The 24,370-nt window shown below is 59.2% G+C and carries 19 protein-coding genes; 5 read left to right on the plus strand and 14 right to left on the minus strand.

All coding sequences use genetic code 11. From position 1 onward, the window contains the following. Positions 1 to 55 precede the first annotated feature (55 nt). The 13 genes from KGB03_RS15200 to KGB03_RS15260 all read right to left on the minus strand — a co-directional run bounded on the left by KGB03_RS15200 (position 56) and on the right by KGB03_RS15260 (position 12,633). A complete protein-coding gene (locus KGB03_RS15200) occupies positions 56 to 1,006 on the minus strand; it encodes an LD-carboxypeptidase (RefSeq protein WP_218537558.1) in 951 nt (316 codons plus the stop codon). 173 nt (positions 1,007 to 1,179) lie between these two features. Continuing rightward, positions 1,180 to 2,202 carry a lipoyl synthase gene (gene lipA, locus KGB03_RS15205; RefSeq protein WP_008152832.1) on the minus strand — a complete coding sequence of 341 codons (1,023 nt, stop codon included), beginning with the start codon at positions 2,200 to 2,202 and terminating at the stop codon, positions 1,180 to 1,182. A gap of 1 nt (position 2,203) precedes the next feature. Continuing rightward, positions 2,204 to 2,851: a lipoyl(octanoyl) transferase LipB gene (gene lipB / locus KGB03_RS15210; protein WP_056744566.1), complete on the minus strand. Its 648-nt coding sequence runs from the start codon at positions 2,849 to 2,851 to the stop codon at positions 2,204 to 2,206. Next, positions 2,851 to 3,126, minus strand: coding sequence for a DUF493 domain-containing protein (locus KGB03_RS15215; protein WP_150641215.1), 276 nt, complete (start codon positions 3,124 to 3,126; stop codon positions 2,851 to 2,853). The genes lipB and KGB03_RS15215 overlap by 1 nt, the downstream gene beginning before the upstream one ends. A gap of 80 nt (positions 3,127 to 3,206) precedes the next feature. Beyond that, the gene (locus tag KGB03_RS15220; RefSeq protein ID WP_033054153.1) at positions 3,207 to 4,364 is read right to left on the minus strand and encodes a D-alanyl-D-alanine carboxypeptidase family protein; all 1,158 of its coding nucleotides are present in this window, start codon (positions 4,362 to 4,364) and stop codon (positions 3,207 to 3,209) included. A gap of 183 nt (positions 4,365 to 4,547) precedes the next feature. Next, entirely contained in the window at positions 4,548 to 5,558 is a 1,011-nt protein-coding gene (locus KGB03_RS15225; RefSeq protein ID WP_192410816.1) for a septal ring lytic transglycosylase RlpA family protein, read from the minus strand. Then, positions 5,558 to 6,568 (minus strand): lytic murein transglycosylase B, encoded by a 1,011-nt coding sequence (gene mltB / locus KGB03_RS15230; protein WP_192410815.1) that lies wholly within the window; start codon positions 6,566 to 6,568, stop codon positions 5,558 to 5,560. The genes KGB03_RS15225 and mltB overlap by 1 nt, the downstream gene beginning before the upstream one ends. Positions 6,569 to 6,585: 17 nt before the next feature. Continuing rightward, on the minus strand, positions 6,586 to 7,689 hold the full coding sequence (gene rodA / locus KGB03_RS15235; protein WP_192410905.1) for a rod shape-determining protein RodA: 1,104 nt from the start codon (positions 7,687 to 7,689) through the stop codon (positions 6,586 to 6,588). A 31-nt stretch (positions 7,690 to 7,720) separates the two neighbouring features. Continuing rightward, complete coding sequence (gene mrdA, locus KGB03_RS15240; protein WP_111451171.1) at positions 7,721 to 9,616, minus strand: penicillin-binding protein 2; 1,896 nt, start codon at positions 9,614 to 9,616, stop codon at positions 7,721 to 7,723. Positions 9,617 to 9,626: 10 nt separating this feature from the next. Then, a complete protein-coding gene (gene rlmH / locus KGB03_RS15245) occupies positions 9,627 to 10,094 on the minus strand; it encodes a 23S rRNA (pseudouridine(1915)-N(3))-methyltransferase RlmH (protein WP_007937439.1) in 468 nt (155 codons plus the stop codon). Between the two features lie 9 nt (positions 10,095 to 10,103). Further along, on the minus strand, positions 10,104 to 10,598 hold the full coding sequence (rsfS, locus tag KGB03_RS15250) for a ribosome silencing factor (protein ID WP_008152812.1): 495 nt from the start codon (positions 10,596 to 10,598) through the stop codon (positions 10,104 to 10,106). 72 nt (positions 10,599 to 10,670) lie between these two features. After that, on the minus strand, positions 10,671 to 11,360 hold the full coding sequence (nadD, locus tag KGB03_RS15255; protein ID WP_256596893.1) for a nicotinate-nucleotide adenylyltransferase: 690 nt from the start codon (positions 11,358 to 11,360) through the stop codon (positions 10,671 to 10,673). A gap of 1 nt (position 11,361) precedes the next feature. Then, positions 11,362 to 12,633, minus strand: coding sequence for a glutamate-5-semialdehyde dehydrogenase (locus KGB03_RS15260; protein WP_223527446.1), 1,272 nt, complete (start codon positions 12,631 to 12,633; stop codon positions 11,362 to 11,364). Positions 12,634 to 12,822: 189 nt separating this feature from the next. Between KGB03_RS15260 and KGB03_RS15265 the strand changes: the two genes are divergently transcribed. The 5 genes from KGB03_RS15265 to KGB03_RS15285 all read left to right on the plus strand — a co-directional run bounded on the left by KGB03_RS15265 (position 12,823) and on the right by KGB03_RS15285 (position 23,755). Beyond that, on the plus strand, positions 12,823 to 13,521 hold the full coding sequence (locus KGB03_RS15265) for a DNA-3-methyladenine glycosylase (protein WP_192410814.1): 699 nt from the start codon (positions 12,823 to 12,825) through the stop codon (positions 13,519 to 13,521). Between the two features lie 176 nt (positions 13,522 to 13,697). After that, the gene (locus KGB03_RS15270) at positions 13,698 to 15,014 is read left to right on the plus strand and encodes a bifunctional DedA family/phosphatase PAP2 family protein (protein WP_223527448.1); all 1,317 of its coding nucleotides are present in this window, start codon (positions 13,698 to 13,700) and stop codon (positions 15,012 to 15,014) included. A 529-nt stretch (positions 15,015 to 15,543) separates the two neighbouring features. Then, positions 15,544 to 18,780: a calcium-binding protein gene (locus KGB03_RS15275; RefSeq protein ID WP_223527450.1), complete on the plus strand. Its 3,237-nt coding sequence runs from the start codon at positions 15,544 to 15,546 to the stop codon at positions 18,778 to 18,780. A gap of 73 nt (positions 18,781 to 18,853) precedes the next feature. Beyond that, complete coding sequence (locus KGB03_RS15280; protein ID WP_223527452.1) at positions 18,854 to 21,247, plus strand: hypothetical protein; 2,394 nt, start codon at positions 18,854 to 18,856, stop codon at positions 21,245 to 21,247. A gap of 87 nt (positions 21,248 to 21,334) precedes the next feature. Next, the gene (locus tag KGB03_RS15285) at positions 21,335 to 23,755 is read left to right on the plus strand and encodes a hypothetical protein (protein WP_223527454.1); all 2,421 of its coding nucleotides are present in this window, start codon (positions 21,335 to 21,337) and stop codon (positions 23,753 to 23,755) included. Positions 23,756 to 23,770: 15 nt separating this feature from the next. Here KGB03_RS15285 and KGB03_RS15290 read toward each other — a convergent pair whose 3' ends face one another. Beyond that, on the minus strand, positions 23,771 to 24,361 hold the full coding sequence (locus KGB03_RS15290) for an LON peptidase substrate-binding domain-containing protein (RefSeq protein WP_008152802.1): 591 nt from the start codon (positions 24,359 to 24,361) through the stop codon (positions 23,771 to 23,773). Between the last annotated feature and the right edge of the window lie 9 nt (positions 24,362 to 24,370).

Below are 24,370 nucleotides of genomic sequence, written 5' to 3' on the forward strand. Positions count from 1 at the left end.
GGTCACCTGTGGGAGCGGGCTTGCTCGCGAAGGCGGACTGTCAGGCGATGACCATCTAAGCCTTGATCACCACATCCTGCTCCAACACCAATTCCTTGCTCCCCGCATCCAATCTGACCAGCGCGCCCATTGGCAGCGTCAAATTCGGATCACAATGCCCGCTGCGCCACCCTGCCAACACCGGTATCCGCAAAGGCGCAAAGGTCTGCTTGAGCAAGCGCTCCAACGCAACCGTATCAACCCCCGCCACATCCCCCACCAAAACCCCGCGCAGCTTGTGCAGCGTGCCGGCCAGGCGCAGATGGGTCAGCAGCCGGTCGATGCGATACAGCGGCTCGTTAATGTCCTCGATGAACAGGATGACGCCCTCGGCATCCAACTCATACGGCGTACCCATGGTCGCCGCAATCAGCGACAGATTGCCCCCCAGCAAGCGTCCGTGAGCGATACCAGGCTCAATCGTCGTCAACGGGTAGGCGACCGGGTGCGCCAGCACGCTGCCCGCCTTCACCTGCCCTCTGAGCATGTTGAAGAATGAAGACTCGGTAGGTTTTTGCTTGTCACCCAGCAGGTCGGCGTTGAGCATCGGGCCATGAAAGGTCACGAAACCCGCATAACGGCTGATCGCCAAGTGCAGCGCGGTGATGTCGCTATAGCCGATGAACGGCTTGGCATTGTTGCGCAGCAGTTCAAAGTCGATACGATCGAGTAACCGCGGCGTACCGTACCCCCCACGCAAGCAAATGATCGCGTCGACCTCACTGTCGGCGAACGCGGCGTGCAGGTCATTGAGCCGTACATCATCACTGCCGGCTAAATAATCATCTTTCTCGTACACGCCAGGGAAAACCCGCAGTGAGTATCCGCGAGCGCGCATCCAGGCGATGGCATTGTCGGTGTCCAGCGCTGCGGGACCGGCAGGCGCAATAACGCCGATCAGCCCTTGCGACGGCAAGGCCGGAACGGGTGCGTGAGGACAAAGGGTGTGAGTCGGTCGAACGGTCATCCATGAATCTCCCTGCGTGAATGCGTCAAACACACAGTAGTCAGGAACGGGGACAAACAGAAGAGGGTCAGTCGCGCCGAAAGTTGCAGGAAAAGTCTGCCATTGCCGTGGGCAGGCAAAAAAACGCCCGCGAGGCTGAATGCCTGCGGGCGTTTTTCATGTCTGGCAGCCGATCAGGACGACATCAGCTCGGCTTTAACCAGTTTCGCCTGCTCGTCGGCGTGGTACGAGGAACGCACCAGTGGGCCGGAAGCGACGTTCTTGAAGCCCATCTTGTAACCTTCCTCGGCGAACCAGGCGAACACGTCCGGGTGCACGAAACGCTGGACCGGCAAGTGGCTGCGGGACGGCTGCAGGTACTGGCCCAGAGTCAGCATGTCGATGTCGTGTTCGCGCATGCGCTTCATGACTTCGATCACTTCTTCGTCGGTCTCGCCCAGACCCAGCATCAGGCCGGACTTGGTCGGAATGTGCGGCATCATCTGCTTGAAGCGTTGCAGCAGGGTCAGCGACCACTGGTAATCCGAACCCGGACGCGCAGCCTTGTACAGGCGCGGTACGGTTTCCAGGTTGTGGTTGAACACATCCGGCGGCTCGGCAGCGGTGATTTCCAGCGCAACGTCCATGCGGCCACGGTAATCCGGGACCAGGGTTTCGAGCTGCACGTTCGGCGACAGCTTGCGGATCTCGCGGATGCAATCGGCAAAGTGCTGTGCACCGCCGTCGCGCAGGTCGTCGCGGTCGACCGAGGTGATCACCACGTACTTGAGTTTCAGGTCAGCGATGGCGATGGCCAGGCTTTCCGGCTCATTGGTGTCCAGTGGCTTCGGACGACCGTGGCCAACGTCGCAGAACGGGCAGCGACGGGTGCAGATGTCGCCCATGATCATGAAAGTCGCGGTGCCGCCGGAGAAGCATTCGCCCAGGTTCGGGCAGGACGCCTCTTCGCAGACACTGTGCAGCTTGTGTTTGCGCAGCAGGGCCTTGATGCGGTCGACTTCCGGGGAAACCGGGATACGCACGCGAATCCAGTCAGGTTTCTTCGGCAGTTCGGTGGTCGGAATGATCTTCACCGGGATACGTGCAACCTTCTCGGCGCCGCGCAGCTTCACGCCGGCTTCAACCTTGGCACGCGGGGCCGGACGCTCGGTGACATCCAGCGTCGGGATCATGGTTTGCACTGCATCAGTAGTCATATCAGTCGATTCCGCCCGTTAGGGTCGTCTGCTCAGCATAGTCGAGGTGTTTGACGAGCTGCGCGCGCAGCCGGGCACTTACCTCGGCAAATTCAATCGATCCTGCGTGATCGCTCAGCTGGGTCATCGCCAGCCCGGCGTAGCCGCAGGGATTAATCCGTCGAAACGGTTCCAGGTTCATGTCCACATTCAGGGCCAGGCCATGAAAGGAGCAACCGTGGCGGATCCGCAGACCCAGAGAAGCGATTTTCGCCCCATTGACGTAAACACCCGGAGCATCCGGCTTGGCCACGGCGGTCACGCCATAGCTGGCCAGCAACTCGATCAGGCATTGTTCCATGCGGCTGACCAGGTCACGCACGCCGAAACCCAGCTTGCGTACGTCGAGCAACAGGTAGGCCACCAATTGGCCGGGACCGTGATAAGTCACTTGACCACCGCGATCAACCTTTACCACCGGAATATCTCCCGGGAGTAACAAATGCTCAGCCTTGCCGGCCTGCCCCTGGGTGAACACCGGTGGGTGCTCGACCAGCCAGATCTCGTCCGCGGCATCGCTGCCGCGTTCGTTGGTGAAGCGCTGCATGGCGTGCCAGACCGGCTCGTAAGCCATCTGGCCTAGCTCGCGAAAGCCCACCGCGGCAGACATCACAGCACCATGTGCACGAAACCGGTAGCCCGCAACTCGCTGTTGATGTCGTACAGCTGTTCCTGACCGGTGGCGATGATGTGCAACTGGATGGTCGTGTACTTGCCGTTGGTACTCTGGCGCTCGGCCAGGGTCTGGTGGTCAACGGTCGCGTGTTTCTCAAGGATCGCGATGATCTTGTCCTTGAAACCCACGCCGGTGTCGCCGATCACCTTGATCGGGTAATCCGCGCAGGGGAATTCGATTTTTGGCGCCTTTACTTCGGTGTCTGTCATGGCGTAACGGCCTCGTAAGCCGTGGCAACGGACATGGCCCCGTTCCGGATTGGAACAGGGCCATGCAGGTCCACACTAATTCAGTTGAACAAGCCGTAGAAGAATAGACGGATGCTATCCCACATGCGGCGGAAGATACCACCCTCGTCGACCGCGTCCAGAGCGATCAGGTCAGCGCTATGCACGACTTTGTCGTCCAGCTTCACTTCGACTTTACCGATCACGTCGCCCTTGGCGATTGGCGCAACCAGTTGCGGGTTCATGGTCATGCTCGCGGCGAGCTTCTTCAGCTGGCCTTTTGGCAGGGTCATGGTCAGGTCTTCAGCCAGGCCGGCCTTGACTTGATTGGTGGTGCCTTTCCAGACAGGAGCCTGAGCCAGCTCGGCGCCTTTCTGATAGAACGTCTGGGTTTCGAAGAAGCGGAAACCGTAGGTCAACAGCTTCTGGGTTTCGGAGGCGCGAGCCACTTCACTGTTGGTGCCGAACACCACAGCGATCAGGCGCATGCCATCACGCACTGCCGAAGACACCATGCAGTAGCCGGCTTCGTCGGTGTGACCGGTTTTCAGGCCGTCGACCGTCTTGTCGCGCCACAGCAGCAGGTTACGGTTAGGTTGCTTGATGCCGTTCCAGAAAAACTCTTTCTGCGAGTAGATCGCGTAGTGAGCCGGGTCTTCGTGGATGATCGCGCGAGCCAGCACCGCCATGTCGTGCGCCGACGAGTAGTGCTCAGGGTTCGGCAGACCGGTCGGGTTCATGAAGTGGCTGTTGGTCATGCCCAGATCGGCCACGGTTTTGTTCATCATGTCAGCGAAGGCGTCTTCGCTGCCCGCGATGTGCTCGGAGAGCGCAACGCTGGCGTCGTTACCCGACTGAATGATGATGCCGTGCAGCAGGTCGCTGACCGTGACTTGCGAGCCGACCTTGATGAACATCCGCGAACCGCCGGTGCGCCAGGCGTTTTCGCTGACGGTTACCGGGTCGTTTTCGCCGATCTGGCCACGACGGATTTCCAGGGTCGCGATATACGCGGTCATCAGCTTGGTCAGGCTGGCCGGAGGCAGACGCTGGTCACCGTTGTTCTCCACCAGCACGTTGCCGCTGCTGGCGTCCATGAGTACATAGGCTTTGGCGGCCAGTTGCGGTGGCGACGGCATCATCTCGACCGCGAAAGCGGCAGGCGAGAGGAGCAGCGGTACTAGCAGGCACAGTCGTTTGGCAAAGGTGGTGATGTTCATCCGTCTCTCGAAATCGCTAATGGAAACTGCCCTAAGGGGCAAAACTAATCAGACAGCTTTCTAACGAGCTGTCGCGTGTTCAGTTGTTCACTCAGAACCCTTGCCGGGCTTTTGTTCTTTAACGAGCCAACAACCAGGTCCACCCCCCAAACCGCAAGCGAACCGTCAATCAAGTACTACGTATTACTCGGCAGTGACCAGGCTCGGCGAACCGAGATTGGCCAGGCGCACACTGTTCTGCACTTGCTGGATTTCACCCGGAGAGCCGATCGGCCCCAGGCGCACCCGATGCAGCGTCTGTTGATTGCGCACGATCGAACTGATGAACACCGGAGCGCTCACCATCCCGCTGAGCTTCGATCTCAGGAGTTCTGCAGCGTCCGGGTTGGCGAACGCGCCCACCTGCAGATACTGGCCAGAGGCTGGTACAGAAGCGTTTTTTTTTGCACTGATCGGCACAGGCACGGTGTCCGAAGCGTGTTGCTGCGGCGGTGGCGTCCATTGCTCGACCGTCCCCGCCGAAGCCGTAATCGTCGGCGCGGCATTTTGCGCTACTTGAGGCTCATTGAGCATCAAAGGCGCCGGACGGCCTTTCGCGGCCCACCACTGTTGTGGATCGATACCTTCAACCTTGACCCGCGCGGTGCCGATTTCGGCGTAGCCCAGTTTCTTGGCCGCTGCGTAGGACAAGTCGATGATGCGGTCCGAGTAGAACGGCCCACGGTCGTTGACTCGCAAAACCACGCTCTTGTTGTTGTCCAGGTTGGTCACCCGAACGTAACTTGGCAGTGGCAAGGTCTTGTGAGCAGCACTCATGCCGTACAGGTCGTAAACCTCGCCATTGGCGGTGTTCTGACCATGGAACTTGGTGCCATACCAGGACGCAGTGCCCGAGGCCACGTAGGTCTTGGATTCCTGCAATGGGAAATAGGTCTTGCCCAGCACGGTGTACGGGTTGGCTTTATAAGGACCGCTGTGCAGGGTCGGCGTGGCATCCGGGATGCGCGATACATCGACGTCCCACCACGGCGCGCCATCTTTGTGCGCGCGGTTGATGTCCAGGCCTGGCGCTGCGCGCACGGCGGTGGAAGACTTTTGGGTCGGCGAACGGCTGGTCGAACAACTGGCGATCAGCACCGCCAACGCGGCGAATGCCATCAGCTTCAGGGGTTTATTCATAGGCAATGCCCGCATTACTTGACGCCCCGTGCTTGGACCAGCTGTTCAGACAGTTGATGTACGGCCATGGCGTACATCACGCTGCGGTTATAACGCGTGATTGCGTAAAAATTCGTCAGACCCATCCAGTATTCGGGGCCATTGTCACCTTCCAGGCGGAAAGCCGTGACCGGCATATCATCGCGCAGCGCATCATGACTTGACCACCCCAGCGCCCGCAACTCCCCGACGGTTTTAGTCGGTTCGATGCCCGTGGTCAAACCTTCGTCCACCTGATCGCCACGTACATCGGCGCGGCTGACCACCGGTTCGCCGGCGACCCAGCCGTGACGCTTGAAATAACTGGCGACGCTGCCAATGGCATCGTCCGGATTGGTCCAGATATTAATGTGGCCGTCACCGTCGAAGTCCACCGCATAGGCACGAAAGCTGCTCGGCATGAACTGCGGTAACCCCATGGCGCCGGCGTAGGAACCTTTGAGAGTCAGCGGATCGACCTGCTCTTCCCGGGCCAGCAACAGGAACTCACGCAATTCCTTGCGGAAAAATTCGGCACGGGGAGGATAGTCGAAACCCAGGGTCGACAAGGCGTCGATTACCCGGAAATTTCCGGTATTGCGGCCGAAAAAGGTCTCGACCCCGATGATGGAGACGATTACCTGGGCCGGTACGCCATATTCCTGCTCGGCACGGGCCAGTACCGCCTCGTGCTGACGCCAGAAGTCCACACCACGGGCGATGCGCGCGTCGGTGATGAACATCGGGCGGTACTCGCTCCACTGCTTGACCCGCTCGGCCGGTTTCGAGATCGCGTCCAGAATCGACTGCTTGCGCTCGGCTTCGCGGAACACCCCCATCAGCTGTTCACCGGCAAAACCGTAGTCGCGGGTCATTTCACCGACGAATTCGGCCACTTGGGGTGAGCCTTCGTAATCGCCGGCCAACGCGTCCTGCGCTGTGCCAAGGATGCTTACCAGGCCGACCCATGGCGCATATCGAGTCGCCCAGCCACGCATTACTTGCATTGAAATCTTCACCTTATTCAAACCTGAGCGATCCACTTGCGATGGGTATGGATCGACATCAAAACCCCAAACGCTGACAGCAGCGTCACCAGCGAAGTTCCTCCGTAGCTAATGAACGGCAACGGCACCCCCACAACCGGCAACAGGCCACTGACCATACCGATGTTGACGAAAACGTAAACAAAAAACGTCATGGTCAGGCTGCCTGCGAGCAATTTGCCGAACAATGTCTGGGCCTGAGCGGTAATCACCAGCCCGCGGCCGATCAACAGCAGGTAAATCAGCAGCAGTGCGCAGATGCCCACCAGGCCGAATTCTTCGCCCATGACCGCAATAATGAAGTCGGTGTGGCTTTCCGGCAGGAAGTCCAGGTGCGACTGAGTGCCAAGCAACCAGCCTTTGCCGAACACGCCGCCGGAACCGATGGCGGCTTTCGACTGAATGATGTTCCAGCCAGTGCCCAGCGGATCGCTCTCGGGGTCGAGGAAGGTCAGGATTCGCTGTTTCTGGTAGTCGTGCATGATGAAGAACCACATCGCCACGGCCACCGGCACGGCGGCGGCGATCACGCTGATGATCCAGCGCCACTTCAAGCCACCCATAAACAGCACAAACGCACCGCCGGCCAGAATCAGCAGCGAAGTGCCGAGGTCGGGCTGACGCACGATCAGAATGAAGGGCAACCCAATCAGAAACAGACTGACACCCACATGCTTGAGCTGCGGCGGCAAGGTGCGCTTGGACAAGTACCAGGCGATGGTCGCCGGCATCAGAATCTTCATGAATTCCGAGGGCTGGAAGCGGATTACCCCGGGAATGTTGATCCAGCGCGTAGCACCCATGGCGTTGTGGCCCATGACATCCACCACCACCAGCAACAGCACACCGACCACATAACCGACTGGCACCCAACGGGCCATGAAACGCGGTTCGAATTGGGCGATGACGATCATCGATACCAGACCGATGCCGAACGAAGTGGCTTGCTTGGCCAGCAGATCCCAGCTTTTACCGCTGGCCGAATACAGCACGAACAGGCTGCCGGCGGCGAGCGTCAACAGCAGGATCAGCAACGGGCCGTCAATGTGCAGGCGTTGCAACAGCGTCGCACGGCGACGCATCACATCCTCACTGGAGAGGATGCGATCGAAATTACTCTTCACGGGCCGTAGCCTCCGCACTGATAGGGCTGGCGTATTCGGCTTTCAGTCGGCCGTCCTGGTCCAGGAGCCAGGCGTCCATGACTTGACGCACCACGGGCGCGGCGACGCCGGAACCGGATTCACCGTTCTCGACCATCACCGACACCACGATTTGCGGGTTGTCGGCCGGAGCGAAGCCGACGAACAACGCGTGGTCGCGGTGACGCTCCTGAACCTTGGAACGGTCGTACTTCTCACCCTGCTTGATCGCGACCACCTGGGCCGTACCACTCTTGCCGGCAATCCGGTATTGCGAACCGATCGCCGCTTTGCGCGCAGTGCCACGGGCACCGTGCATCACTTGCTGCATGCCGTGGTTGACTTTGGTCCAGTCGGACGGGTCACGCAGGATGATGTCCGGCATCGGGTTTTCATCCTTCGGCCGCTCGCCTTCGACGGTCTTGGCCAGGTGCGGACGGTTCCAGACACCCTTGTTCGCGACCAGCGCCGTGGCCTGGGCCAGTTGCAAGGGCGTTGATTGCATGTAGCCCTGACCGATCCCCAGAATCAGCGTCTCGCCCGGGAACCAGGCCTGACGACGGGTTGCCCGCTTCCATTCCCGTGTCGGCATCAGCCCCGGCGACTCTTCAAACATGTCCAGCGAGACCTTCTGGCCAATGCCGAACTTGCCCAGGTAGGCCGACAGCCGATCGATCCCCAGCTTGTGGGCCAGGTCGTAAAAGTAGGTGTCGTTGGAGCGCATGATCGCCGTGTCCAGATCGACGTAGCCGTCGCCGGTACGGTTCCAGTTGCGGTACTTGTGATCGTAATTGGGCAGCTGGTAATAGCCGGGGTCATACACCCGACTCGACGCGTTCACAACGCCAGAATCCAGGCCGGCAATTGCCACGGCCGGTTTGATGGTCGAACCCGGCGGGTACAGGCCGCGCAGCACGCGGTTGAACAGTGGCCGGTCGATGGAGTCGCGCAGCTCGGAATAGGCCTTGAAGCTGATGCCGGTGACAAACAGGTTCGGGTCAAAACTCGGCTGACTGACCATCGCCAGGACTTCGCCGGTTTTCGGGTCCAGCGCCACCACTGCGCCACGGCGACCGCCGAGTGCAGCTTCGGCGGCCTCCTGCAATTTGATGTCCAGGCTCAGGACGATGTCCTTGCCGGAAATCGGTTCGGTACGTTTGAGTACCCGCAGCACGCGGCCACGGGCGTTGGTCTCGACTTCTTCGTAACCGACCTGACCGTGCAATTCGGGCTCGTAGAAGCGCTCGATGCCCGTTTTGCCAATTTGATGGGTGCCGCTGTAACTCACCGGGTCCAGAGACTTGAGCTCTTTCTCGTTGATCCGCCCCATGTAACCCACCGAGTGCGCAAAGTGCGCGCCCTGCGGATAGTGACGCACCAGCTGCGCGACCACTTCCACGCCCGGCAGACGGAACTGATTCACCGCGATGCGGGCGATCTGTTCTTCGGTCAGCTCGAACAGGATCGGCACCGGCTCGAATGGCCGGCGCCCCTGACGCATGCGCTTCTCGAAGATCACCCGGTCCTCGGGCGTCAGCTCCAGCACTTCGACAATGACGTCGAGCACTTGCTGCCAGTCGCCGGAGCGCTCGCGGGTCATGCTCAGGCTGAAGCTGGGCCGATTATCGGCCACCACCACGCCATTGCGGTCGAAAATCAGCCCGCGGGTCGGCGGAATCGGCTGCACATGGACGCGGTTGTTTTCCGACAGGGTCGAGTGGTACTCGTACTGGATCACCTGAAGGAAATACAGCCGCGCGATCAGCACACAGATCAGCGACACCACCGCAATTGCCCCGAACACGACGCGGCCACGCACCAGACGGGCGTCTTTTTCGTGGTCCTTGATGCGGATCGGCTGGGGCATGAGGGCAGAACTACTTGTGGTAAGGGTGGCCGGACAGGACTGTCCAGGCACGATACAGCTGTTCGCCGATCAGGATTCGCACCAGCGGGTGCGGCAACGTCAGCGGCGAGAGCGACCAGCGCTGATCGGCCCGGGCACAGACTTCCGGCGCCAGCCCTTCGGGGCCGCCGACCATGAAATTCACCGTGCGCGAGTCCAGCCGCCAGCGATCGAGCTCGACCGCCAGCTGCTCGGTGCTCCAGGGCTTGCCGTGGACTTCGAGGGTCACAACACGCTCGTTCGGCCCGACCTTGGCCAGCATGGCTTCGCCTTCCTGACGGATGAAGCGCGCCACGTCGGCGTTCTTGCCACGGGTGTTGAGCGGTATTTCCACCAGTTCCAGCGCCAGCTCGGACGGAAGACGCTTGGCATATTCATGCCAGCCTTCTTCCACCCACTTGGGCATGCGAGAACCGACGGCGATCAGTCGCAGTCGCACAGCGGTCCCTTATTGCTGGTCTTTGTTGAGCTTGACGAAGTGCTCATGGGTGTTTTCCGGGCTGTGGTGAGCCGCGTTCAGAGCACGGCTCTGTTCTGCACCGGACCACAGACGCTCCAGGTCGTAAAACTGACGAGCCGAAGCGGTCATCATGTGCACGATGACATCATCCATATCCAGCAGGACCCAGTCGCTGTCGCCCTTGCCTTCTTCACCCAGCGGCTTGACGCCCTGGGCTTTGACCGCTTCGCGGACCTTATCCAGCATCGCGCCGATCTGGCGGTTGGACGTACCGGTGGCGATGATCATGAAGTCAGTGATGCTCTGCTTTTCACGAACGTCGATCACCTGGATGTCCTGGCCCTTGACGTCTTCCAGGGCCGCTACGGCAACCTTGACCAGCTCTTCGCCGCGCAGCTCAGGGCCGGTTGGAACTTCTACTGGCAGCGGGGCGCTCTTGAACGTGCCTTTGCGCTTTACTTTAGTTACGTCTTTGTCAGTCATATAAAACTCGTTTTGCTCGTATGTTCGGGCGCTTCGGTACACGCGTTCACGTGTTTTGAAGCGCTCCCTTTTTCAGTTCGACGCACGGTAGAGACCGTGCGCATCGATGTAGGCCAGGACCGCGTCGGGCACCAGGAAACGTACCGACTTACCGCTGGCCAGCAGTTGACGGATCTGGGTGGCGGATACCGCGAGCGGTGTCTGCCAGACGAATGCAATCTGTCCGCTCGGCCCTTTGAGGGCCAGCGGGTCGCTCACCGAGCGTGCCGCCAACAGATTGCGCAAGGCATCCGGCGGTTCGCTGTCGGCATCCGGGCGTTGCAGCACCAGGATGTGGCAATGCTGGAGCAACTCTTCCCAGCGGTGCCAAGTGGGCAGGCCGCAAAATGCGTCCCAGCCCAAAAGTAGAAAAACCTGGTCTTCAGCGGCCAGTTCTGCGCGCATCAGTTCCAGGGTGTCGATGGTGTAGGACGGTTTGTCCCGCTGCAATTCGCGGGCGTCCACCACCAGCGGCGCCACACCGGCCACCGCGCACTCGACCATCGCCAGACGGTCTTTCGCCGATACCTGCGGCGTACCGCGATGAGGTGGTCTGGCACTGGGTGTCAGACGCAGTTCATCGAGCGCCAGCGATTCGGCGACTTCCAGCGCACTGCGCAAATGGCCGATGTGCACCGGGTCGAAGGTTCCGCCCAGCATGCCAATGCGTCGAGGCGCAGGCTCGCTGGCGGTTACCGGGGCTGACTGGTCGAGGTCGCCCAAGTCAGTCCGACGCCTGGCCGCGCAACTGGCCATCACCGACCACGATGTACTTCTCGCAGGTCAGACCTTCGAGGCCCACCGGGCCGCGGGCGTGCAGCTTATCAGTAGAAATGCCAATCTCGGCACCCAATCCGTATTCGAAGCCATCGGCGAAGCATGTCGGGGTGTTGATCATGACCGACGACGAATCGACTTCCGCGACGAAACGCCGGGTGTCGGCCAGGTTTTCGCTGACGATCGAATCGGTGTGATGGGAGCCGTACTTATTAATGTGCTCGATGGCCTGTTCCAGCCCGTCGACCACACGGATCGAAAGAATCGGCGCCAGGTACTCGGTGTTCCAGTCTTCTTCGCTCGCTGCAATAGCCTCGATAATCGCCCGGGTGCGTTCGCAGCCGCGCAGCTCGACGCCTTTTTCGCGGAACTGTGCAGCCATCGACGGCAGGAAATCCTTGGCGACCGATTGGTCCACCAGCAGGGTTTCCATCGCACCGCAGATGCCATAGCGGTAAGTCTTGGCGTTGAACGCGATGCGCTGGGCTTTCGGCAGGTCGGCATGAGCACTGACGTAAACGTGACAGATGCCGTCCAGGTGCTTGATAACCGGCACGCGAGCGTCACGGCTGACGCGCTCGATCAGGCCACGGCCACCACGGGGCACGATAACGTCGACGTATTCCGGCATGGTGATCAGCGCGCCAACGGCGGCACGGTCCGTGGTTTCGACCACTTGCACCACGGCGGCAGGCAAATCGGCTTCGGCCAGACCGCGCTGGATGCAGGCGGCAATGGCACGGTTGGAATGAATCGCCTCGGAGCCGCCACGCAGGATGGTCGCGTTGCCGGACTTCAGGCACAGGCTGGCGGCATCGATGGTCACGTTCGGCCGGGATTCGTAGATGATCCCGATCACGCCCAACGGCACGCGCATCTTGCCGACCTGAATGCCCGACGGCCGAAAGCTCATGTCGCGGATCGCGCCGACCGGGTCCGGCAGCGCCGCCACCTGACGCAAACCGACGATCATGCCGTCGATGCGTTCCGGGGTCAGCGCCAGACGCTCAAGCAATGCAGGCTCAAGACCATTGGCGCGGCCAGCGGCCAAATCCAGTTCATTGGCAGCCGTCAGCTCGGCGCGTGCGGCGTCCAACGCATTGGCAGCAGCCTGCAAGGCGCGGTTTTTCTGCGCGGTGCTGGCACGGCCGATGACGCGAGAAGCTTCGCGGGCAGCGCGACCCAATCGGGTCATGTAGTCAAGAACGGACTCAGTCATGGTCTGGAGTGGTCTTTGCTAAGGTCTTGGTAAAGAGTAAAGCGGCAGATTATAGCTGTCGCGTCCCGGGACTAACAGCGGTGACGGGCGGATGGTCGAAATGGAGGGCAATTTGCCGACGTTCAGCCGTGATTAAGCTGCAAATTGTTATCATCGCGGCTCAATCAGCCCTGATAAACACCGTTCATCATGACTAACCTGACTGTTCGCACGCCCGCGACAAGCCTGCCCAAGGGGCTCGCGGATGCATTTTTCGACAGAGATGCCCAAACGCTGGCTCGGGATTTACTCGGCAAAGTCATTCGTCACCGGGTCGGCGACCTGTGGCTCAGCGCCCGGATCATCGAGACCGAAGCCTATTACTTCGAAGAAAAAGGCAGCCACGCCTCCCTCGGCTACACAGAAAAACGTAAGGCTTTGTTTCTGGATGGCGGCCACATCTATATGTACTACGCCCGTGGCGGCGATTCCCTGAACTTCAGCGCCCAGGGGCCGGGCAATGCTGTGCTGATCAAATCCGCCTATCCGTGGGTCGATGACTTGAGCGGGCCGGCGAGCCTGGCGCAGATGCTGTTGAACAATCCCGACGCTCAGGGTCGCCCTCGCCCCTCGCAAAAACTTTGTGCCGGACAGACGTTGCTCTGCAAAGCGTTGGGCCTGAAGGTTCCGGTCTGGGACGCAAAGCGCTTCGACCATGAAGTGCTGCTGGTGGAAGATGTCGGCCCGGCGCCCGCTCACATCATACAAACCACGCGCCTGGGCATTCCCCACGGCCGCGATGAGCATTTGATGTACCGTTTCGTCGACGCGGCTTACGCGCCGTATTGCACGCGCAACCCGTTGCGACGGGGGCAGGTCGAAGGTCGCGATTATTTTTTGCTGACCTGAACAATGAAAATCCAGTGTGGGAGCGGGCTTGCTCGCGAAGGGGCCCTTTCAGTCGATATTAGTGCCGACTGACACTCCGCCTTCGCGAGCAAGCCCGCTCCCACAGGGGATTTATAGCGTTTTGAAGATCGCGTTTGTCCCTTGGGGCCAATTGAATAATCGATGGAGTTGTTTTTATGGGCCCATGGCTCGATAGCGTGACCGGTTGGTTGACGGTCAACCCGCAATGGCTGGCCGCGGCGGTGTTCATAGTGGCCTTTGTGGAATGCCTGGCGATTGCCGGGTTGATCGTACCTGGCACGGTGCTGCTGTTTGCCGTGGCGGTCCTGGCCGGCAGTGGCGCGCTGTCACTGGGTGAAACGCTGCTGCTGGGCTTTCTCGCCGGGGTGCTGGGGGACATCGTTTCGTACTTCATCGGGCGACATTTCCATCAGAACATCCGGCGCCTGCCAGGGTTGCGCCATCATCCGGAATGGATCGCCGGCGCCGAAGCGTATTTCCAGCGCTACGGCATCGCCAGCCTGCTGGTCGGGCGCTTCATCGGTCCGCTGCGGCCGATGCTGCCGATGGTCGCGGGGATGTTCGACATGCCCTTCCCGCGCTTCGCCGCCGTCAGCTTGCTGGCCGCCGCTGGCTGGAGCGTCGCTTACCTGCTACCCGGTTGGGCCACGGGCGCGGCGATTCGCTTGCCGTTGCCGGAAGGTTTCTGGCCACAGGTCGGGCTGGTGGTCGGCAGCATCGCGGCGCTGGTAGGCCTGAGCGTCAACAGCAGCGTGCGCGCTCATCGCCTGGTGACCGTATACATCGCCGGCCTCAGCCTGGTGATCCTCGGTGGGTTGTTTATTGGCTTTGCGCATCTGAACGCCTTCGATCAGGGCTTGATGACGCTGGTACAGGAGCACCGCAGCCCGCTGCTGGATGAAGTAGCGGTGATGCTCACCCAGCTCGGCGAGTTCAAAAACATGTTCGTGATCAGTGCGGTGCTGACGATCCTGCTGTTGGTTACCCGACAATGGCGACACATGCTCTTCGCCGGCAGCACGCTGCTGATCACCGCGCTGGCGAACACCGGAACCAAAAACCTGTTTGCCCGGATGCGCCCGGAAGTACTGGCCGATCCACTGAGCAGCTACAGCATGCCCAGTGGTCATTCGTCTGGTTCGTTTGCGCTGTTCCTGACCCTGGCGGTACTGGCTGGCCGAGGCCAGCCAACGCGCATGCGCCTGACCTGGCTACTGCTCGGCTGCTTGCCGGCTGTGTCCATCGCCATGTCTCGGGTTTATCTGGGCGCGCACTGGCCAACCGATGTCCTGGCCGGAGCGGTACTGGCAGCTTGTGTTTGTGCGGCCAGCCTGGCCGTGACCCAGCGCCAGACAGTCCTGAATCCGATGCCGACCAAAGTCTGGTGGTTGGTCTTGCCGGTGTTGATGGCATTGTTCGGCTTCTTCGCGCTGTGGAATTTGCCTCACGCTTTGTTGCGTTACTCGTACTGATAGCGAAAGGCTCGCAGATACCAAGCTGAAAGCAGCTTCTCCTTTCGAAGAGAAGCTGTGAACTACCTGGACTGACCGCTATTACCGTCAGAAGATCGCAGTAGTTGATGAAACAGCGCCCCCTATTTATGGCGTTACTTAATTCAACCTCAACTTACAACATCATTGCATCCCCCAAAAAAAGCGCCCACGAGAGCATATAAAATAACCAAAGCTATAAATATGTACCGCACCTGCAACATCCACCTCAACAATACTGTTCAACGCCAATATGAGGCCCAAGAACCGAATGACATCTATATGAAAAAAGAGATACGCGAACATGTCCACGCCATCCATATCCACCGGGCAAAATCCAACACTGCCGAGAAACATCCGTATTACCGAAACGCCCCCTTCTCTCTCGGCACGGATGCCCTCATCCACGCCCCAAGATGAACAACGCCGGAACAGACTCTTACTCCAGGATCAATTGAACGGCCCGGTTCGCATTGGCGAATTAACCATCAGTCGCCAGGACTTGTATGACATGGGGGCAAGACTCAATGGCCAGGTGATCAACGCAAATCATCCGATTCAGCTTGAGCCCGACCAGACGTTCATAAACGCCCTGCAATTTGATCCGGCCAAGATCGAGGGCAGGCTGCAATCCCCTCAACATAGCGACAGCTGCGCGGGGTTGTTGTTTGAACTCGGCGTTCTGCGTTCGGCCAGCGCCCAATCTTTGCTTTCAGCATCATCCTCCGACTTGTCAGCGTCCATGCAAAGCCTTGGCAAACTGCTGGACTCCGCCCAGCAATTGTCATTGAGTACCCCATCGCTGCCTGAAAACCTGCCGAGCTGGGCCGACAAGGTCAAAAGCCGCAGCATGACCAGCATGGGCGTCGGGCTCCAGGGTTACGGCATCTACAGCGGCATCATGGGCACCGCAGAAGCACTGAAGAAAGGCGACCTGGTTGAAGCCGGCATCAACGTAGGCGGGATCACTGCCGAGGTGGGGTCTTTGTTCCTCGAGCGAGGTCTGGAAAACATCGGCAGAAACATGATGCTCAGTGGCGGCAAGGTGTTTACAGGGTTCAGCAAAACCAGTGCCGGCAAGTACCTGGCACGCGGCGCCGGCCTGCTTGCCAGCGTCCTGACTCTTCCCTTCGATATCTACACCGCCATCAAAGCGTTCAACGACGCCGCCACCGCCACCGGCAAACAAGCTCAGGATCACTACTTCAATGCAGCGCTTAGCCTGACCAGCGCCGGGCTGAGCATTGTTCTGGGTATAGCGGCACTTGCCGGTTTCAGTGCAGCCGGCCCGATCGGGATTGCGGCGGGTGCCGTGCTCATCCTGGGTGCAAGAATTTACGGTGCCGCCCGCCAGGTCGATGACATCGACGATTACATTACATTGAGCACCCACGAGCGCTTGCGCTCGGGTTGGTTTGCGTTCACCGGGCAAACCATGGATCGAGACATTCTCGACCGCTACCTCGTCGCCAAAACCGACAGCAACTACAGCGAGCTACTGAGAAAGACGGCCCGAGGTTGGCTGGACAACGAATTGAAAGACACTGTCGAAGCGGTAGTGTTAGGCAGCTATCAAGTCGAATTGCAGACCGTCAAGCACTGGAAATACCAGTGGGACGATGCAGGCGGCGAAAGTCCTTACATCGAGGAAAAGGAAGCCGTCATCAAGGAAACCGACGACACGTTCGATGCCAGCCAAGGCATCAGCCACATTCCGGGCGCAATCATCGGCAGCGCGGGCGAGCACAAGGCCATCCTCTGGCAACTGGGAGGCGGCGACGACACCGTTGTGGGGGTCAGGGACAAACCCAACCAGTTCAGCTACGGCGCGGGAAAAAAGACCCTCACTGGTGGCGACAAGGATGATATTTTCAGCTTTCGGATCGCCGCCGACACTCTCCAGCCCACTGATCTGTCAGGCAGTCAGCTGCGAGGTGGTGCCGGCAATGACACGCTGCAACTGGAAGGCAAGGTCTCGCGCGACAAGCCGCATCAGGGCGTGCGCATTGACCTGCAAACAGGGCAACTGAACCTGCGCGCCAGCCCCGACACCCCGCCGCTGCGCTTTGAGTCTGTGGAAACTGTCGAAACGCTGGCGGACGCCGCGAATAGCATCACCGGCAGTTCGCAGGCGGACCGAATCGTCCTGCGCGGAAACGCGGACATTGCCGACACCGGCGCAGGTGCCGACACGATTGTGATCAAAGGGCCAAACAGCCAGGCCAACGGCGGTCCCGGCGAAGATCACTACATCATCGCCGACAAAACCGACGCCACCACACTGATCGAAGATGGCCAGGACCCCAGTCTCATCGACCTCGACTGGACGCTCGAGCGCATTCAAGGCTGGCGGGTCGAAGGAACTTCGCTGGTGCTGTCCGCACTTCACGGGATAGATGGAGAACTGCCGCAGATCACCGTCACGATCAAAGGGATTTATCGCCAGGAAGCCAACAAACGCCAGCTGCACAACGACAAACTGATAGTGCGCACCAAGGATCTCTACTCACTCAAACCTGACTTGCCGCAACAGCTCGATGGCCGCGACAGCGTCGGCGTCAACGCAATCATCCTGGCGCGGGGCAAACCTGCAACCCCGCCGCAACTGTTGAAGGGAGGAGACCATGTCACCTCCAGCGCACCGCACTCAAGCTACTTCGTCTATCGACATTTGGCCTCGACCGTACTGGCTGTCCGGCACGTGAGCGAAACGACGCTCAGCACGCTATTCCTGGATTACGACAGTCATGAAATAGAAGCCGTAGAGGCGGAGTACACGGTCAGGTCAACGCGCAACATCAACTCCAACTACCTGCGCTACCAGGACGTCAACTTGACCTTGCGCTTCATGGATCAAAAGCGCCTGACGCTGAAAGACATGGCCCGCAATCGCCCGGGGGTCGGTAGCAATGTCATGGGCAACCTGATCGCGTCGGGGCTGATGCCCACACACAACTTTGTGCTCATCATGCGCGACGGAATCTCCTATCGGGTAGGACTGCCGCACCATTTCTATCTTGAAGACCAACTCCAGCAGGGTCACAGGACTGTATTGACGCCCCGCTCGCTGGTTGAGCGCAGCGGTCACTACCTGATGCAGCAACCCGCTGCCCACCCGCCCACCGTGCTTAAACCGCAGGACTTGCGGGTGGACATCCAGGCCGCGCCCCAGGCCGGCATTCTCGTGCTGGAGGGACAGGCCGCGACCTACGACATTCATCCGGCGGCCGACACCATCCTCAGGCTGTCGACTTCGGTCGCGATTGCCACTGCCATCGGTACTTCAACCTGGAATATTCATACACAGCACCTGAGTGAGACGATCGGCCGCGAGCACATCCGCCTGAACGGCGCGCAGCTATGGGTCGGCCACATCCTTATTCTGCTGCCCAATGACGAGACCGGTGACGCGCTGATGGAAACGGTGCGCGTATTCACCTCATCCGGTCACCGGTATGACATCGAACAGGAATTTGCCGTGGTGCTTCTGGCAGAAATCAATGCCCAGGCCTATTCCAGCATCGACGCGATCCAGGCAGGGATCAGTCTGCATCGCCAAGGCAACGAACCGATGACCGACCTGGTGCTCATCCGCAATCTGCAATTGCGTGACGATGACAGCAAAGCCATTTACTACGACAGCGTCGCCGAAGACTGGACGCTCGAAGGTGACTGGTCGCGCAAGCTGCAACATGAGGACATGCACATCGTGCGCGCGCCCGTGAACGAAACCCCAATGGATCAATGATCGAATTGCGCCACACCTGATTTCATTCAAACAACGAAGCGGCTACCGCTTCAACACTGGAAAGGATTCCAACATGGCCCCCAAACCACCGATATCTTCGATACCCAAAATCAACCTGCCTGAGCTGCCGACGACGACCCCGCCGCGACTGCAAGCGGATGCGTCGCTCCCGGGCACTCGCATGAACACAGGGCTGGAGTCGATGCAACCTGCTGCGGGATGGCCTGATGGCACGCCCCATGCGCCTGGGCTGACACCCGGTCTGTTGCCCGACGTCCCGCAGCCGATACAAACACAGGCACTCGCTGGGTCCACGGTGCCGACACGTCCTCTCGGCAATGATCCATTGAATGGGTTTCGAGTGTCGGTCTACTCGGCAAACACGTTGCCCCCGCCAAACGACGCCGGCTTGCGAATCCATGCCCAACGCATGTACGCCGACATCCCGGGCAACGGTACAGTCCAAGTCAGCTATGACGCAGGCACGAACACATACCGGGCACAACGTCGCTTCGAAGTGACGCCCAGCGGGCCGGTTTTGCACCTGAACAACGATGGAAAAAGCTGGAGCCTCGATCCCCCCGCCCCGCCACCAGTAAACATGTCAACGACTGCTATCGCCCCACGCATCTACCTTGATAGCACACACTATGTCTGGAACCCGGACGCAACAAACCTTCAGGGATACGTCGTTCTGCATAGAAAAAGAGGCCTGGACGCACACGTAGGACCCGAAACCCATATGGCCTTTCAGGATGACAACGGTTCGTTCGTCAAAGTCGAACCGGGCTCGACCCCGATCGACCAGCCGGCGGCCAAGCTAGCGGCGTGGACCGATCGTGACCTGTGGGATATGTACGATCTTTCCGGCAGTGATATCACCCGTTTCCGCGACGAAGTCACGGTCACCGGGATGAAGCCGCAATGGGCCTCCATTCGACAGGAGCGGCTTCAGAAATCGTATCTTCTCGATGAACTTCGCCGCTGGTTGGCGCCACATATGAGCCGGGATGAATTTAACCGGAGAATGGAGCCTCTGAACTATTCGGTCGAGCAATGGGCGGCGCAACTCGACAGGGTCAGTCTCGATTCGGTCGCCAGGCGCCAACGTGAAGTACACAAACGCAAGCTGGCCAACCCGCAAGCGCAAACCGGAGCCGAGGCAAAGCGCCCACGCCTGGCGGACGAACAATCCCCCACAGCGGATAGTCCCGCAGTGCCCGACTACATTACGAAGTCCGTTGAGTACGGAGCACTGAGAGACCAACTGATCGAACAACTTCGATCCCTGACAAGCACGGGACCCGCCGCGAAATCGCGGGAGGAGATCACCCGCCAGATTCAACCCTACAACCTGTCGACGCGACAGCTCTCGCGACTGGTCAGTGACGTGCAGGCCCAAGGGCGCATTCCCCAGTGGGCTGAGGACCTCAGACATTCTTCCATGGACGAAACCAACCCTCATCGGTTCGATGAAGTCTACGAAGAACTGTTGCCCGAGATACTGCACCTCAGAAACCAGTCAACCGGCAACATCGCCTTCTCCGACAACTTCACCCGTCCATATCTCAATGCCCTGCTCACAAAGGCCGGGTACCAGCGCAACAAATACAACTGCTTATACAGAACCGATATTCCGGCCATGTTCAGGGGGGACGACCGCAACCCCTTCGAGTTTTTCGAGGATCACATGCGCCCACGCCAGAAACACGGTGTCGGATCAACCACACAAAAAGCCGTGAGCGCAACGTTCAGTCTATCGGAGGCATATGTACATGCTCGCAGCGCTCCAGAGGTGGAAGCGTTGCTGTATGACACTCAGCATCACAAATACCCAGGGGAATTAATCGACTACAGCGGAACCCGCAGATACGAAGAAAGAGGCAAAAGTTCATCAAGCAGTGACGATAGTTCATCTAGCAGTGACGATAGTTCATTAAGCAGTGACGATAGTTCATCCAGCAGTGATGAGGACAGCTCAGGTAACCCGCTCTTACGCTTCCATGACAAACACTACATCGCAAAAAGGCAAAATCAGCGCATCGGGTTTACCTATTTGCTCGACACCCGCAATATTGAAGTTGTGCCTGGCGAAGAAAACCTGGCTTTCAATGCCTATGCGCGAACCGAAAAAAAGCCCGGTGAAAAGATCTGGTTTCCCGACGATTCATATGAAGGCCACATTTCAATGTCTGCGCGCGGCTTAAGTGCTGACAGGATCTGGCTGATCAACTCGAACGGGACACGTGCAGCGAAGATCAATGACATCTGCGCCCTTTACCTACGTCAGCCCGAGTCCGCCAGGCACAGACCCCGTGCGGGCAGACCCATTGAAGAAAGAACATGGAGCGGTGACCACAACGAGTGGGAATATGACGACTTGATCGATCAGGCCGCAAACTTGGGCAAACCTGTCATCAAACTTCCTGACGGGGAAATATACTCTAACGACATTGTGTTTCCATAAGGTCAGCTCTGCTCATCGTTGAATAAGACCGGCCCTCGACTTCCGGGAGCCGGTCCCTTTCAGGCCACTATTGGAAAGGATTCCAACATGCCAAAACCACCAGTATCTTCAATACCGAAAATAAACATACCTGAACCACCCGCATTGAATCTGCCGCCACTGCAGGGGACAGGGCGCTCTGCAATCGTTCGCCCAAATCTGCAGGCAGGCATGTCATCGGACACTACGCCGCCAGCCCCCTTGTTACCCATCTCTGGCCCCTCCCTGACTCAGCCTTCTCTGCTGCCATTGCCCGCCTTGAATGTCCAGGACACCCCCACTGCCGGAGCACCAACCGCCGCTTCCGGCTCCGACCCACTGCACCTGTTCCGTCTGTCCACATCCTCTTCAAACCTCTTGCCTGCACCCGACGCTGACGGGTTTAGAGTCCAGGCACAACGCCGGTACGTCGATATTCAGTCCGGTGGAACGGTGCTTGTCGAGTTCGACGCCGCTGTCGGAATGTATCGGGCAAAACGGCGTAATGAACTGACGGCCTCGGGACCTACATTGCGGCTCAACCCAGATAGCAGAACCTGGCGCCTGGATGCCGAGTCGCTGCCCGGCGAGTCCTCGATCAAACCATCGCCTGCGCCACAACCGGCGTCTGCACAACAACTCCCCGCACAAAGCTACGTCGACATTGCCCACTACACCTGGGACCCACAGGCAACCAATCTTCATGGGTATGTGGTGATGCATAAAAAACAGGACGCGGACCCGCTCGTCGGTCCGACGACCCAATATGCTTTTGTCGATATCAACGGACATTTTGTCAAAGTCGATCCGCCAGACACCCCGATGAATCAGCCGGCGCAGCAAATTCCCGCCTGGACGGACTACGACATCTGGGACTTTTACGGATTGCACGGAGCACAGATCAGCCGATTTCGCGCCGAGGTCGCCAGTACCGGCAACAAGCCACAATGGGCGCAACCGCGTACAAACCGACGCCGCAAACCCCATCTGATCAACGAATTGCGACGTTGGATGGCACCTGACAAGCAGCAGGACGAATTTGCCGAGTTAATGGAGCCACACTCGTACGGGCAATTGAAGGCGATGTTCGACAATGTGCAGCTCAACCAGCGCCATCCTCAACCAACTCCCCAAAAGCGGCCCCTGATCGACGAGCAACCAGGGCCTTCTAAAAAACGCCCCTTGATCGAGGATCTATCGGGGCCCGGTTTGCCGGCGACACCACCGCGCCTGCCGGATACGCAGCCGACCACAGAGACGGGAAACACCCCTGATTACGTCGAGATGGCGCGTATAACCGCAGAAGAAAGAGGCAAGCTTCTTGAACGGCTTCAAGTCCGGATGAACTTGCGCGGCCCGCACAAAACCCTGGATGAGGTGGCGGCGACGATGAAGCCTTACAACCTGTCGAACCGGCAACTCACACAGATGCTCGCCGAGATACAAGCCAACGGCACCGCCCCGCAGTGGGCCGAGAACCATAAACAAACGTCCATCGATGAGACAAACGTCAACCGGTTCGACGACGCCTACGAGGAGTTGCTGCCTGAAATCTTCAGCCTGCGAAACCGCGGGCGGGGCTTTACGGATTTCAATGCCAATTACACCCGCACCTATCTCGATGGCTTACTGGCGTACGCCGGGTACAAGCGCAATAAATACAACTGTTTGTACCGTACCGATATACCCGCGATGTTCAGGGGCGATGACCGCACGCCTTTCGAATTTTCCCGGGACGGCCATATGCTCCCGCGCCAGGATCTCGGTGAGGGCTCAACGACACAAAAGGCTGTCAGCGCAACCTTTAGTCTGAACAACGCGAAACAGTACATCCGCCAATTCGGCAAGCAATCCGGGATAAAAGAACTTCTGTACGACACTCAGTACCACAAGTACCCCGGCGACTTGAGCCGAACCCAGTCGAGCGATACAGAATCCGTTGACAGTGCGGCAGACTCCGATGCCGACAGCGGCTCGGACAGCGAACCGGGACGGATCACGGAGAAGGACTATTACCCGAAAAGACTCAACCAGAACATTGCCTTTTGTTACCTGCTCGACACCCGCAATATCGAGATCGTCCCGGCTCGTGAAAACTATCATTTCAACAGGGATGCGCTCGACGAATCGAAAAGAACCGGCGGTAAAACCTGGTTTCCCGATGATGATCTGGAAGGCCATATCTCAATATCCAACCGCGGCTTCAGCGCAGACCGGATCTGGCTGGTCAACTCGACCTTTACCCGCGCAGCACGGGTCAGTGACATCTACTTGCAATCCTATGTTCACGCCGACCACTCAACCAGAGGCGAGGCTGACAGTATCGAAGAGCGGACATGGGCCGGCGCAAACAACCTGAGTGACTACGACATGTTGATCGATCAGGTGGCGGCGGCAAACAAACCGGTGATTAACTTTCCCGCCGGTAAGGAAGTGTTCTCCAACGACGTGGTCTTTACGCCTGACTTGATAACGCCGACAACCGCCTGATCCAGTCGGCAGGCTCTAGGCGAACAACTCGCCTTGCAGCTCATCCAGCAGCGCCTGAATTGCATCCAGTCGCTGCTGCGGATCATCGAGTTGCAGCAGGTCGATCTTGTCCACTTCGGCAAACGGCAACAGATACGCCAACTGATTGGCCAACGACTGCTGCCCGGTTGCCTCAGTGCCCATGTTCAACGCTTCGACCATCGGGTGTTCGGCCAAGGCTTTGAGCAGCGCAACCAGGTCGGCGTCCTCGTCTTGCAGCGGCTGCTCAGGTTCGTCCTCCAGCCACTCGACCTCGGCGACAGTCAGCTGATCGCGCTGAATCTCGGTGCGCAACACGTGGAAACGCCGCCCACCCTGCACCCGAATGCCCAGCAAACCATTGTCCTGCTGTTTGAAATCAGTGATCAGCGCCTCGCATCCGACCAGCGCGTAGCCCGCCGGGGCGATGCCGACTTCTTCACCGTCAAGGATGCACACCACGCCAAAGCCACCGCCCTGCTTCATGCAGCGACTGATCATGTCCAGGTAGCGCGCCTCGAAGATCTGCAAATCGAGGATGCAGCCAGGAAACAACACTGTGTTCAGCGGAAAAAGCGGCAAGCTCATAGACATTTC

It is taken from the genome of Pseudomonas sp. BF-B-26 (assembly GCF_019956495.1).
In the GTDB taxonomy this organism is placed as follows: Bacteria; Pseudomonadota; Gammaproteobacteria; order Pseudomonadales; family Pseudomonadaceae; genus Aquipseudomonas.

What these genes read in the sequence shown, in the direction of transcription:
- KGB03_RS15200 (WP_218537558.1), bottom strand. Translation starts at nt 1,006, where the DNA reads ATGACCGTTCGACCGACTCACACCCTTTGTCCTCACGCACCCGTTCCG.
- lipA (WP_008152832.1), bottom strand. Translation starts at nt 2,202, where the DNA reads ATGACTACTGATGCAGTGCAAACCATGATCCCGACGCTGGATGTCACC.
- lipB (WP_056744566.1), bottom strand. Translation starts at nt 2,851, where the DNA reads ATGTCTGCCGCGGTGGGCTTTCGCGAGCTAGGCCAGATGGCTTACGAG.
- KGB03_RS15215 (WP_150641215.1), bottom strand. Translation starts at nt 3,126, where the DNA reads ATGACAGACACCGAAGTAAAGGCGCCAAAAATCGAATTCCCCTGCGCG.
- KGB03_RS15220 (WP_033054153.1), bottom strand. Translation starts at nt 4,364, where the DNA reads ATGAACATCACCACCTTTGCCAAACGACTGTGCCTGCTAGTACCGCTG.
- KGB03_RS15225 (WP_192410816.1), bottom strand. Translation starts at nt 5,558, where the DNA reads ATGCGGGCATTGCCTATGAATAAACCCCTGAAGCTGATGGCATTCGCC.
- mltB (WP_192410815.1), bottom strand. Translation starts at nt 6,568, where the DNA reads ATGCAAGTAATGCGTGGCTGGGCGACTCGATATGCGCCATGGGTCGGC.
- rodA (WP_192410905.1), bottom strand. Translation starts at nt 7,689, where the DNA reads ATGCGTCGCCGTGCGACGCTGTTGCAACGCCTGCACATTGACGGCCCG.
- mrdA (WP_111451171.1), bottom strand. Translation starts at nt 9,616, where the DNA reads ATGCCCCAGCCGATCCGCATCAAGGACCACGAAAAAGACGCCCGTCTG.
- rsfS (WP_008152812.1), bottom strand. Translation starts at nt 10,598, where the DNA reads ATGACTGACAAAGACGTAACTAAAGTAAAGCGCAAAGGCACGTTCAAG.
- KGB03_RS15260 (WP_223527446.1), bottom strand. Translation starts at nt 12,633, where the DNA reads ATGACTGAGTCCGTTCTTGACTACATGACCCGATTGGGTCGCGCTGCC.
- KGB03_RS15265 (WP_192410814.1), top strand. Translation starts at nt 12,823, where the DNA reads ATGACTAACCTGACTGTTCGCACGCCCGCGACAAGCCTGCCCAAGGGG.
- KGB03_RS15270 (WP_223527448.1), top strand. Translation starts at nt 13,698, where the DNA reads ATGGGCCCATGGCTCGATAGCGTGACCGGTTGGTTGACGGTCAACCCG.
- KGB03_RS15275 (WP_223527450.1), top strand. Translation starts at nt 15,544, where the DNA reads ATGGGGGCAAGACTCAATGGCCAGGTGATCAACGCAAATCATCCGATT.
- KGB03_RS15280 (WP_223527452.1), top strand. Translation starts at nt 18,854, where the DNA reads ATGGCCCCCAAACCACCGATATCTTCGATACCCAAAATCAACCTGCCT.
- KGB03_RS15285 (WP_223527454.1), top strand. Translation starts at nt 21,335, where the DNA reads ATGCCAAAACCACCAGTATCTTCAATACCGAAAATAAACATACCTGAA.
- KGB03_RS15290 (WP_008152802.1), bottom strand. Translation starts at nt 24,361, where the DNA reads ATGAGCTTGCCGCTTTTTCCGCTGAACACAGTGTTGTTTCCTGGCTGC.